Here is an 11726-nt window from a genome sequence, read left to right as displayed (position 1 = left end):
TCACACCCACTGCTCAGCCGGCGGCTCGTCCTCGCCGTACGCCTCGCGCCAGGAGACCACCGGGTTGCGCAGCACGCCCAGGCCCTCGATCTCGGCCTCGACGACGTCACCGGGCTTGAGGTAGTTGGCGAACGGGTCCTCGGTGCTCGCGGCCACGCCCGCGATGGTGCCGGTGGTGACGAGGTCGCCCGCGCTGTAGGTCTGCGGGGAGTGGTAGGCGACCAGCTGCGGGATGGAGACCGACATCCGGCCGGTGTCGGACTTCTGCCGGACGTCGCCGTTGACCCGCAGCTCCATGTCCAGGGCGTGCGGGTCGTCGATCTCGTCGGCGGTGACGATGTACGGGCCGACCGGGCAGAAGGTCTCGATCGCCTTGGAGAAGGAGAAGACCCCGGACTCCATCTCCCGGCGCTGGATGTCCCGTGCGGTGATGTCGTTGAAGACGACATAGCCCGCGATGTGCTCGACGGCCTGCTCGGCGGAGAAGAACCGGCCCGGCTTGCCGATGACGATCGCGAGTTCGAGTTCGTAGTCCAGTTCCCGGGTGAGGTTCGCCGGGTACACGATCGGCTCGTCCGGGCCGATGATCGCGTCCACGTTCTGGAAGAACACGATCCCCTTGTTGACCGGGTGGGACCAGTCCACGCGGACCAGATCCTCGTGGTGCTCACGGAAGTTGCCCGCGGTGTGGAAGAACTTCTTCGGCACGATCGGGGCGCGGAGCCGGACGTCGGCGAGCGCGAACGTCCGTCCCGTCTCGCCCACTTGGCCCTCGCGCTCGAAGTACGCACGGGTGGAGGGCACTTCCAGTTCCACGACGGTGTCTCCGTCGAGTCGGCCCACCAGTCCGTGGTCCGGGCCGCCGTCGAACGTCACCAGCTTCATCAGACCTCCCTAAACTGTCGACAGACAGCCTCTCTTGAGCCCGCCTGGTCGTCAATAGGCGTGCAAAGTGTGGACACATATCGGTGCGGTGACCTACCGTCCGATCCATGCGGACGACATGGGACTTCACGGGGACGAGGGCGCTGGTCGCCGGGGCCGGCGGGATCGGGGAGGTGGTCGCGGGCGAGCTCGCGGACGCGGGGGCGGCCGTGGTCGTCCTGGACGTCGACGAGGGCAACCTGGCCCGGGTGGCCTCGGGGGCCGTCAAGGGGCTTTGCGCCGACCTGACTTCGGTGGACGCCTGCCGGGCCGCCGTCGACCGTGCGGTGGACCTGCTCGGCGGTGTCGACGTGTTCGTGCACGCCGTGGGGACCAATGACCGGCGGCCGGTGCTCGACACCCCGGACGAGGTCTGGGAGCGGATCACCTCGGTCAACCTCGACAGCGCGTTCTGGCTGGGGCGGGCCGTGGGCGGGGTGATGGTGCCGGCCGGGTACGGGCGGATCGTCTACCTGTCGTCCGTGTCCGGCCTGCTGGCCCACGCGAACCACGCGCCCTACGCGGCGACCAAGGGGGGCGTCGACCAGCTGATGCGGGTCATGGCACGGGAGTGGGCGGCGAGCGGGGTCACCGTCAACGCGGTCGCGCCCGGCTACACCGAGACCGACCTCACGCGTGAGTACCTCGCGGCGCCGGGGGTCCGTGCGTCCCTGGAGTCCCTCGTCCCCGCGGGCCGGCTGGGCCGGCCGGCCGACCTGACCGGGCCCGTGCTCTTCCTCGCGTCCGACGCCGCGGCGTTCGTCACCGGACAGGTGCTGTACGTCGACGGCGGGCGGACGCTCGTCTGAACTCCCCCCATCATCATGGCTTTGGAGGCCGTATGACCGCCGTTTTCGAACGATTCGCAGGGAAGACCGTGCTCGTCACCGGCGCCGGTACCGGGTTCGGTGCGGAGATCGCCGTGCGGGCGGCGCGGGAGGGGGCCGATGTCGCCGTCCACTACCGCGGTTCCCGCGAGGGGGCCGAGGCGACGGCGGAACGCGTGACCGCGCTCGGCCGCAAGGCGCTCGTCGTGCAGGCCGACATCTCCGAGCACGCGCAGATCACGCGGCTCGCGGAGGAGGTGTGGGCGCACTTCGGGCGGCTGGACGTGGCGGTCAACAACGTGGGGGACGTCGCCCGGGAGCAGATGTCCTGGCGGGACGTCACGGAGGAGTCGATCGACCATGTGCTGGCCGTCGACATCAAGGGCACGTTGTTGTGCACGCACGAGTTCGGGGCGCGGATGCTGGAGCAGGAGGGGGGTGGGGCGATCGTGAACATCGGGTCGACGGTGGTGGTGCGGGGCAGTGCGCGGGCGCCGCAGTACGCTGCCGCGAAGTACGGGATCATCGGGCTGACCAAGTCGTATGCGCACGCGTTGGCGCCGAGGGTGCGGGTGAACGTGTTCGCGCCGGGGTTCATCGAGACGGCGGCGACGTTGGGGCGGGAGGACTGGAAGGGCGGGCGGGGGGATGTGCTCAGGGCGGCTACGCCGCTCGGCCGTATACCCGGGCCGGAGGAACTGGCGGGCGCTGCGCTGTTCTTGGCGACCGAGGATGCGGGGCACATCACAGGTGGCTTCTTGGTGGCTGATGGGGGATACAACATGATTGGGGCGTAGAGGTTGTGGGTTGGGTGCGAGTGGGTGGGGGCTGGTCGCGCCCGCGCGGCGGTAGCCGCAAATTCAACACAGCCCCGCGCCCCCAAACAGGTGAGTTCCCCAGCCCCAGCTGAAATGCTCAGGCTCGTCGCTCGAAAAGCTCCGGCCCCCGGGATTCGGTTCGCATCCATCCCCGGGGGCCGGCCCTTGTCTCTTGGTCTGTTTACGACACCGTCAGGGTGAGGGCGCCCGTGTAGCTCTTGCCGGCGGTGATGGTGGTGGCGGTGCCGTCGACCGTGAGGGTGACGGTCTTGCCGGTCGGGGCCTCGATCGCCGCCGTGGAGGCCAGGGTGAGGGCGCTCAGGTACGACGTTCCCGTCACCGTCCAGGTCGAGCCGGCGCCCAGGGTCACCAGGACGCCGTTGTTGACGACGGCGCTCGGGGTGTTGGTGACCTCGCTGATCTGGCGGTACTCGGTCTTGGTGATGGTGGAGACGCTGTGCTTGGCGGTGCTGGCCGAGATGACGCCCTCGATGGTGGTGCGGGTGAAGGAGAGGGTGAGGTTCTGGCCCTGGAGGCTGGCGTTGCCGCCGCCCCAGACGGAGTTGTAGAAGTCGCCGGTGAGGGCGATGTCGGTGAAGGTGCCCTTCGCGTCGGTGGACTGGGAGCTGGTGGTGGTCCAGCTGGAGGACTTGGTCGGGGAGCCGGTCGGCTCGGTGTAGGTGCCGGTCGTCTCGCTGGACCAGGGGTAACCGGAGACCGTGACGCTGCTCGGGCGGTCGGTGTCCATGAGCTGGAAGAGGACGCCGTTGCCGCTGGTGATGGTGGCGCCGTCGGAGCCGTCGACGGTGACGGTGCCCGCGACGGCCTTGCACATGAACGTGGTCTCGCCGGTGTTGACCTGGGTGCCGCCGTCGATGGCGACCGAGCCCGCCGCGTACCACATGACCATGAAGCGGCCCGCGTCGATGGTGGTGGACTGCTCCGGGAGTGCGCTCAGCTCGGCGCTGGTCAGGCCGATGTCGAGGGAGTCGTTGAGCGCGGAGACCGCGTCGGCGGTGCTGTCGCCGTAGTGCGCCGAGGCACCCCAGTGGATCAGGGCGTAGTCGCCGACGTCGAAGGTGCAGCCGAGGAAGTGCTCGGTGACGTTGCCGATGGCGTAGCTGCCGTAGCCCTCGCCGCCGGTGTTGGCGATGGTGCTGTTGATGGCGGTGAGGGTGCAGTAGCTGCCGCCGTCGACCGAGAGGGCGCCCCACTTCTCGGAGGAGATCGAGGAGTTGATGTACGACGCCTTGGTGCTGGCGCCGAGCAGGTTGGTGGCGCGGACGTTGCCGGACAGGCCCAGCATCCACGGCACGGTGATCATGTAGCGGGTGTCTCCGGTGCCGGCCGACGGGTACTCGTCGGGGACGACACCGTCGGCGCAGTGGATGGTGGAGTTCTTGACGATCACGTTGGCGGTGGCGTCGGCGATGACCGCCGTACGGACCACGCCGACGTTGCTGATGTTCGCGCCGTCGAGGACGACGGTGGTGCCCGAGCCGGTGCCGACGACGGAGGCGCCGTAGCCGATGAAGTCGCAGCGGCCGTTGCCGTCGAAGGCGATCGTCGGGTCGGTGAGGGTGTAGCTGCCGCCGCCGGCGACGTAGACGCCGTTGAAGGCCTCGCCGTTGGAGAGCAGGGTGATGTCGGAGGCCGCGGTGTCGGTGACGGTGCCGCCCACGACGTCGGAGGGGACGGACTTGGACTCGTCCACTCCGTCGGCGTCGACGTAGATGGCCTGGCGGAAGGGGAAGGTGAGGGTGGAGTAGGTGACGTCGGTGGCCTCGGCGACGTTCAGGACGATGGTGCCGCTGTAGGTGCCGGCCGCGATGGCGGTGGCGACGCCGCCGTTCCCGTCGGTGAGGGCGGCGAGTTCGCTGCCGGTCTCCACGCCGTTGACGGTGAGGGAGAGGCTGTAGCCGTCGGGGACGGCGATGGTGCCGCCCTCCTCGATGGTCAGGCAGGTCGCGGTGGTGGTCTCGGTGAGGGTCAGGGTCTCGTCCGAGCCGACGGTGATGCAGGTGTCGGCCTTGGCGCCCTTGCCCTTGCCGTTCTTGCGGCCGGCGGCCTGGGCGGTGGCCGGGGCGAGCAGGGTGGGGGCGAAGGCGGCGGCCACCGCGATGATGAGGGCGCGGGGGCGGGCCCGGTTGGCGATCGGCCGGTCGAGCAGGTCGGTGGCGGAGCTGGTGTCCTCGTGGTCCGTCCGGTTGTCGGTGGGCAGCACTGTGAACTCCTTTGTCTTCCAGTGTTTTCGGGCAGGGGGTATCGCCGTGCGGCGACACGGGGGGGCACGGGCAGGGGTGAGCCGGGCGTGGCGCCCGTGGGCGCACGCCCTCCCTGCTCGGCTCGGTGGGGGGGTGGGTCAGTTGTGGGCGGGCGCGGCGTCCTGGTCGAGGCGCTCGCCGCGGATCCGGGCCAGCACTCGCGTGCGCAGTTCCGCGAAGCGCGGGTCGGCGCGGGTGGTGAGCTGGTCCCGATCGGTGCCGAAGGGCACGGTCAGGGTGTCGAGTACGGCCGTGGGGCGGCCGCCGAGGACGATGACGCGGTCGCCGAGATAGACGGACTCGTCGATGTCGTGGGTGACGACGACGACCGTGATGCCGAGGCCGCGCCGCAGTTGGAGGGTGAGGTCCTCCAGGTCGAAGCGGGACTGGGCGTCGACCGAGCCGAACGGCTCGTCCATGAGCAGCACCGGGGCGTCGTAGGCGAGGCCGCGGGCGATGGCGACGCGCTGCTGCATGCCGCCGGAGAGCTGCCAGGGGTACTTGTCGCCGACGTCCGCGAGGCCGACGGCGTCCAGGCACTCCAGCGCGGTCGCCTTGCGGGCCGCCTTCTTCACGCCCCGCCCCTGGAGCGGGAAGGCCACGTTGTCCCACACCCGCATCCAGGGCAGCAGCGAACCGCGGTAGTCCTGGGAGACCACGGCGATGTCGGCGTGCGGTTCGGTCAGCCGCTGGTCGCCGTAGCGGACCGCGCCCGAGGTGGGCGGGGTGAGTCCGGCGAGGCAGCGCAGCAGGGTGGTCTTGCCGGCGCCGGAGGGGCCGACGACGCACACGGACTCCCCCGGGTCGACCCGCAGGGTCAGTCCGGCGAGCACCCGGTGTTCCTGCGGGCTGCCCTGGCCGAAGGTCATGCAGAGGTCCTCGACGTGGAGGGCGGATCCGCGGGTCATACGACCACTCCGTTGCTCTTCTTCTCGATGGACTCGGTGGACACGGTGGGCAGGGGGCGGCGGGTCCGGGGCGCGCGCTGGTGGTACCAGCCGAGGAGGGCGTGCTCGCAGAGCAGGAGCAGCACGCTCAGGCCGTAGCCGAGGACGCCGATGAGGAGGGTGCCGGCCCAGGTGTCGGCGACGTGGAAGCTGGATCCGCTCTGCAGGATGAAGTTGCCGAGGCCGATCGGGGAGCCGTAGATCTCGCTGACGACCATCAGGACGACGGCGATGGAGAGGGCGACCCGGATGCCGGCGAAGATCTGCGGCAGGGCTCCCGGCAGGACCACCCGGCGCAGCTGGAGGTGCCAGGGGACGCGGTAGCCGCGGGCGGTCTCGTGCACGGCGGGGTTGATCTGGCCCACCCCGGCGACGGTGTTGAGCAGGATCGGCCAGACGGAGCCGAGGAAGATCAGGAAGATTTTGGGGCCCGAACCGATGCCCAGGGTGAGGATGATGACCGGCACGAAGCCGACGGTCGGGGTGGCGCGGGCGAAGTCGAGGAGCGGGCCGAGGGCCAGGCGCAGGGTGCGGACCTCGCCGATGACCAGGCCCGCGCCGACGCCGAGGACGGTGGCGAGGGCCAGGCCGAGCACGATGTTGCGGAGGCTGAACCAGAGGTCGTCGAGGAGGCCGCCGCCGGCGAGTTCGTCCCACAGGGTGTGCAGGACCGTGGTCAGCGGCGGGAAGTAGAAGCTGGTGCTGCCCGCGGTGGAGATCAGCAGGATCACGAAGACCAGGGCGGGGAGCCAGAGTTGGCGGATCGCCGCGCGGAGGGTCATGAGGCCTCCCCCGCCCGGACCGGGGGCCGCCAGCGCAGCAGCCGGTGTTCGGCGTACTGGGCGAGCAGGGTGATCGAGTAGCCGATCGCGCCCGCCGTGAGGATGTAGGCGTAGGCCCGGTCGGAGGCGCCGGCCTGCTGCGACTCCATGATCATGTGGCCGATGCCGGGCAGGGTGGTGAGCACCTCGACGCCGATGGCGACCAGGACGGAGGTGGTGGCGGCCAGACGCAGGCCGGTCATCACGGAGGGGACGGCGCCGGGCAGGATCACCCGGCGGAAGCGCAGCAGGCGGGGGATGCGGTAGCTGTGCACGGTCTCGTGCACGGCCGGGGTCACGCTCCGGGCGCCGTACTGGGACTGGAGCAGGATCGGGAAGACGCAGGCGATGAAGACGACCGTGGCCTTCATGCCCGGGGTGGAGCCGAGGACCAGCAGGAAGACCGGGAGCAGGGCGATGACCGGGAAGGAGCGCAGGATCTCCACCAGCAGCCGGGAGGACTCCTCGGCCGCCGCGTAGACCCCGGTGACCAGGCCGACCGGGATGCCGACGGCGACGGCGACCAGGAGACCGATGACCGCGCCGTCCAGGGTGTCGCCGATGGCCTGCCAGTAGGTCCCGCTGCCGAGCAGGTCGCCGAGGGCGCCGGCGACGGCGGCGGGGCCGGGCAGTGCCGTGGCACTCACCGGGCCCGCGGCCGCGACGAGCGCCCACAGCGCCAGCACCGCGGCCAGCGCGCCGAGTTGGAGGAGGCGGACCCTCACTGGGTCACCACGGGGGCCTGGTCCCAGTACACGTCCGCGTCCTTGGGCTCGTTGTCGAGCAGGCCGAACTCGTGCATCTTCGTGATCACCGTACGCATCATCGTCTTGTTGAGGTTCTTGTCGTAGTAGCTGATGTCGTGGGCGTCGATGAAGGAGGCGTCGACCTGGGTGTACTTCTTGTCGATGGCCTTGACGGCGGCCGGGTGGGCGTCGGCGTAGGTGATGGCCCTGGCGACGGCGTCGATGAACTTCTTCGCGGTGTCGCTGTTGGCCGACAGGTACTTCTGGCTGGCGAAGAGCAGGCCCTGGACCATGCCGGGCAGGTCGTTCATGCCGTTGCCGATGGAGCGCAGCCCGCTGTCCTTGGCGGCGAAGTAGAACGGGCCGAAGGAGAACACGGCGTCCGTCTTGCCGGACTTGGCGGCGTCGGTGAGCGACGTCGTGGGCAGGGCGACGAACTTGATCTTCGAGGGGTCGCCGCCCGCCTGCTGGGTCAGGTACTCGCAGATGAACTGGATGGTGCCGCCGAGCGCCGAGATGCCGACGGTCTTGCCCTCCAGGTCCTTGAAGGACGTGATCTTGCTGTCCTTCTTCACCAGGAGTCCGTCGGTGGGGTCGGTCTTCGTGGTCGCGGACTGCAGGCCGGTGACGATCCGGATGCCCATGCCCGAGGCCGCGCCCTTGAGGAAGCCCGAGCTGTCCGTCATCGCGAACTGGGCCTCGCCGTTGAGGACGGAGGGCGCGTTCTGCGAGGTGTCCTGGGCGCCGGCCTTGATGGTGACGTCGAGGCCCGCGTCCTTGAAGTAGCCCTGCTGCTCGGCTATGTAGAGCGGCTCGAAGATGGCGCCGTTGGAGCGCAGCACGGTGATCTTCGCCTTGCCGTCGGCGGTCTGGGTGCCGGCGGCCGAGTCGCCGCCGCAGGCGGTGGCGGTCAGCGACATGGTGGCGGCCAGGGCGGTCAGCAGGACGAGGGTGCGGCGCCGCGGGTTTCTCGAAGTCTGCATGGAACGGCTCTCCTTCGGGGCGTGGATCACTGCGTCCGCGCGGGGCCCGCGGCGGCGTAGGCGGTGGTGGATTCGGCGGGGGTCATGTAGGTGCGGAACAGGCCGTCGGGGTCGTACACGGCCCGGATCTCCTCCAGGCGGCCCGCGTTGGCCGGACTGAGCCCGTGGTCGGGGCGGTCCGCGAGGTTGTTGTCGGAGAACTGAAGCCCCGTGGACAGGTGCTGGATCGCGGCGAGTTCGCCGTGCGCCCACCGCTCGTGGAGGAGGTCCTCGGCCGGGTCCGTCCAGCCGGCGTTGGGCGAGAGGTAGAGCTTGGCCTGGCTGGACCAGCAGGCGTCGGGACGCTCCGGGAAGCCGCCCCACAGCATCCACAGGACGTGGCTGGTGGTGTCCGGCGCGGAGTCGAACAGCGGCCGGGCCGCGTCCAGCACCTTGTCGACCGGTTCGTCGGTCCAGATGCCGTCCAGTGCCCAGCGCATCCCGGCCGGGGTCATCCGGTCGGCGTGCGTGTACAGCTCGGCCATCGTGGTCGGGGCGCTCACCACCTCCCGCAGCGCCCGGTCCCGGAAGGGCGCGGTCTCCAGCAGGGCGAGCGGTTCGGAGTCCTCGTCCTGGGCGAAGGCGGTGGCGGTGACCGACACGGTGTGCCGGTCGAGGCCCTCCACGAACCCGACCTTGGCCGAGAACTCGACCTCCGCCGGCAGCAGTTCGAGCATGTCGTACGTCCAGGCCAGTACCTCGTCCCGGAGGTCGAGGGGGTAGCTGTGCAGGGTGCGCAGCAGCCGCTTCGGGGCCGGGTGCAGGGCGAGGTGGAACCGGGTGACGACGCCGAAGAAGCCGGGGCCGCTGCCGCGCGCCGCCCACAGCAGGGCGGGGTGGTTGGCGTCGGTGGCGTGCACCAGGGTGCCGTCGGCGAGGACGACGTCCACGGCGCGGATGCTCAGGCAGGCGGGGCCGAGGTGGCGGGAGTCCCAGCCGTAGCCGCCGCCGAGCAGGAATCCGCCGAGGCCGACGGTGGGGGCGTGGCCGGTGGGGAAGAACAGACCGTGGGGGGCGGCGGCTTCGAGCAGGGCGGGGCCGGTGGCCGCCGGCTGGGCGGTGGCCGTCCGGGTCGACGGGTCGACGGTGACCTCCGTCAGACGGGAGAGGTCGAGCAGCATCCCGCCGTCGCGGACGCCGTTGCCGACCCAGCTGTGCCCGCCGGAGCGGATGCCGATGGGCAGCCCCTCGGCGCGGGCCAGCCGGACGGCGGCGACGACGTCCAGCTCGTTGCGGGCGAGCACGATGGCGTCGGGGTGGCGGTCGGGTTTGCGTTCGTTCCAGACGGCGTCGAGACGGGCCCGTTCGTAGGACTCGTCGCCGCGCCGGATGAGGGTGCCCGGGGGCAGTTGGTGCATGGCCGTCTCCTCACGCGTTTCAACGGGGACCATACTGTCGACACTTTCGGCCTTCAAGGGATGTGTCATCGAAATATCTGGCATCTCTGGCGACACTAGGTGCTTCGCCGGGGAGGCCACAGATGGGTTGTCGGTCGGGTGCGGCTCGGTGGGGGCTGATCGCGCAGTTCCCCGCGCCCCTGGCGGGGCTCCTTACTCGTCGAAGTCGAAGAGTTCGGTTGGGTTGGTCACCAACAGGCGTTGCAGTACCGCTGGTTCGGGGGCGATGTGTTCGAGCAGGTCGACCAGTAAGCCGTCGTCCGGGGGGTCGCCGGTGATGTTGACGTGGGGATAGTCGGTGCCCCAGACGACGCGCTCGGGGGCGTGGGCGACCAGGGACGCGGCGAGGGTGACGGCGTCGGTGAACGGGGGGCCCTGTAGAGAGAGGCGGTCGACGCCGCTGACCTTGACCCAGACGTCACCGGTGTCGAGCAGGGTGCGCAGGGTGCGGGTGGCCGGGGTGTCACGGCCCGCGGTCAGGTCGACGCGGCCCATGTGGTCGATCACCACCCGGCCGGGCAGGGCGCGTACGACGTCGGTCAGGCCCGGCAGGTCGTCGCCGCGTACGTGCAGCTGGGCGGCCCAGCCGAGGCCGTCGACGCGTTCCAGTACGGCGTCGATCTCGGCGTTCGTCGGCCGGCTCCGCAGGTGCGGCAGGAAGTTGAGCCGGAAGGCGCGGACACCCGCCCGGTGCAGTTCCTCCACCTCGGCCCGGCTCGTGGTCTCGCCGATCAGGGCCACGCCCCGCACCCGGCCGCCGCCGGCCGCGAGGGCGTCGAGCAGCACCCGGTGGTCGTGGCCGTGACAGGACGACTGCACGACCACCGCTCTGGTCAGGCCCAGGTGGGCATGGAGGGCCCGGAGTTGTTCCTTGGGCGCGTCGAGCGGGGTGAAGGTGCGCTCCGGTGCGTACGGGAAGCGGCCCGCGGGCCCGAAGATGTGGCAGTGGGCGTCGCAACTGCCCGGTGGCAGGAGGAGTTTCGGCGCCCGGGGTGACGGGTGCGGGGGTGGACACCCCGGCGAGGGCGCGGGGAGCGGGAGCTGGGGCAGGACGGCCGGTGCGGGCGCGGCGGGTTCAGTCACAGCGCGCCGTCATTCCGCCGTCGACGACGATCTCGGTGCCGGTGACGAACCGCGCCTCGTCCGAGGCCAGGAAGAGCGCCGCGTAGGCGGTGTCCCGCCCGTCGCCCATGAAGCCGAGCGGGATCCGGGCCTGCCGCTGGGCGAGCAGTTTCTCCACGTCACCGCCGGCGCGCTGACCGGCGAGGCGGGCCTCGACCAGCGGGGTGTGCAGCTGCCCGGGGACGACGGTGTTCACCCGGATCCCGTCCGGCGCGTACTGGACGGCCGTGACCCGGGACAGCTGGATGACCCCCGCCTTGGCCGCCGCGTACCCGACCTGGGCGGCGCCGGTCCAGCGCAGCCCGGAGCAGGAGGAGGTGTTGACGATCGCCCCTCCCCCGCCCCGCCGCATCACCGGGATCACGTGCTTGCAGGCGAGGAAGGCGCTGGTGAGGTTGGTCCGGAGCTGGCTCTCCCAGTCCTCCGGGCTCAGCTCCACGGCGCCGCCGGGGCGGGAGCCCCCGACGTTGTTGACGAGGATGTCGATCCGGCCGGCGCGGCCGGCGGTCTCGGTGAAGTAGGCCTGGACGGCGTCGGGGTCGGTGACGTCCAGGAGATCGGTGCGGACCGTGCCGCCGTCGGCGCGGATCTGGTCCGCGGTGACCTCCAGCGCGTCCTTGTCCCGGTCGGTCAGGTGGACCGCGGCGCCCTCGCGGGCGAAGAGCACGGCGGCGGCGCGGCCGTTGCCCCAGCCGGGGCCGACGCTGCCGGCGCCGCCGATGACGGCGACCTTGCCGGCGAGCCGCCCCGGGCGGGGCCGGGATTGGGGTTCTGGCGTGTCCTGAAGCACAGGAGCCTCCCTCCATGGGGGATCGGAGCCTGCCGACAGTCATAGCCA

Annotated in this window: 11 protein-coding genes; 2 read left to right on the top strand and 9 right to left on the bottom strand. The window is 70.9% G+C overall.

The features are described from left to right. The gene (locus ACIPSJ_RS14610) at positions 1-885 is read right to left on the bottom strand and encodes a fumarylacetoacetate hydrolase family protein (RefSeq protein WP_355717052.1); all 885 of its coding nucleotides are present in this window, start codon (positions 883-885) and stop codon (positions 1-3) included. Positions 886-992: 107 nt separating this feature from the next. Between ACIPSJ_RS14610 and ACIPSJ_RS14605 the strand changes: the two genes are divergently transcribed. Beyond that, complete coding sequence (locus tag ACIPSJ_RS14605; RefSeq protein WP_401345868.1) at positions 993-1733, top strand: SDR family NAD(P)-dependent oxidoreductase; 741 nt, start codon at positions 993-995, stop codon at positions 1731-1733. Positions 1734-1765: 32 nt separating this feature from the next. Then, positions 1766-2548: an SDR family NAD(P)-dependent oxidoreductase gene (locus ACIPSJ_RS14600; RefSeq protein ID WP_401345865.1), complete on the top strand. Its 783-nt coding sequence runs from the start codon at positions 1766-1768 to the stop codon at positions 2546-2548. A gap of 202 nt (positions 2549-2750) precedes the next feature. Here the strand turns inward: ACIPSJ_RS14600 and ACIPSJ_RS14595 are convergent, their stop codons facing one another. The 8 genes from ACIPSJ_RS14595 to ACIPSJ_RS14560 all read right to left on the bottom strand — a co-directional run bounded on the left by ACIPSJ_RS14595 (position 2751) and on the right by ACIPSJ_RS14560 (position 11678). After that, positions 2751-4793, bottom strand: a complete 2043-nt coding sequence (locus ACIPSJ_RS14595) for a hypothetical protein (RefSeq protein WP_401345862.1) — start codon at positions 4791-4793, stop codon at positions 2751-2753. Positions 4794-4931: 138 nt separating this feature from the next. Then, a complete protein-coding gene (locus ACIPSJ_RS14590) occupies positions 4932-5741 on the bottom strand; it encodes an ABC transporter ATP-binding protein (RefSeq protein ID WP_359218791.1) in 810 nt (269 codons plus the stop codon). After that, the gene (locus tag ACIPSJ_RS14585; protein WP_359218789.1) at positions 5738-6562 is read right to left on the bottom strand and encodes an ABC transporter permease; all 825 of its coding nucleotides are present in this window, start codon (positions 6560-6562) and stop codon (positions 5738-5740) included. Before ACIPSJ_RS14585 ends, ACIPSJ_RS14590 begins: the two co-directional genes overlap by 4 nt. Further along, positions 6559-7326: an ABC transporter permease gene (locus ACIPSJ_RS14580; protein WP_401345858.1), complete on the bottom strand. Its 768-nt coding sequence runs from the start codon at positions 7324-7326 to the stop codon at positions 6559-6561. Before ACIPSJ_RS14580 ends, ACIPSJ_RS14585 begins: the two co-directional genes overlap by 4 nt. Further along, positions 7323-8330, bottom strand: coding sequence for an ABC transporter substrate-binding protein (locus tag ACIPSJ_RS14575; protein WP_401345855.1), 1008 nt, complete (start codon positions 8328-8330; stop codon positions 7323-7325). Before ACIPSJ_RS14575 ends, ACIPSJ_RS14580 begins: the two co-directional genes overlap by 4 nt. 26 nt (positions 8331-8356) lie before the next feature. Then, positions 8357-9727 (bottom strand): FAD-binding oxidoreductase, encoded by a 1371-nt coding sequence (locus ACIPSJ_RS14570; protein WP_401345852.1) that lies wholly within the window; start codon positions 9725-9727, stop codon positions 8357-8359. Positions 9728-9919: 192 nt separating this feature from the next. Beyond that, positions 9920-10849: an amidohydrolase family protein gene (locus tag ACIPSJ_RS14565; RefSeq protein ID WP_401345851.1), complete on the bottom strand. Its 930-nt coding sequence runs from the start codon at positions 10847-10849 to the stop codon at positions 9920-9922. After that, a complete protein-coding gene (locus tag ACIPSJ_RS14560; RefSeq protein WP_359218779.1) occupies positions 10842-11678 on the bottom strand; it encodes an SDR family NAD(P)-dependent oxidoreductase in 837 nt (278 codons plus the stop codon). The genes ACIPSJ_RS14565 and ACIPSJ_RS14560 overlap by 8 nt, the downstream gene beginning before the upstream one ends. Positions 11679-11726 lie beyond the last annotated feature (48 nt).

The sequence above is a fragment of the Streptomyces sp. NPDC090088 genome (genome assembly GCF_044747345.1).
In the GTDB taxonomy this organism is placed as follows: Bacteria; Actinomycetota; Actinomycetes; order Streptomycetales; family Streptomycetaceae; genus Streptomyces.
Note: the sequence above shows the minus strand (reverse complement) of the source record. Positions and strands in the feature narration are given on the sequence as shown.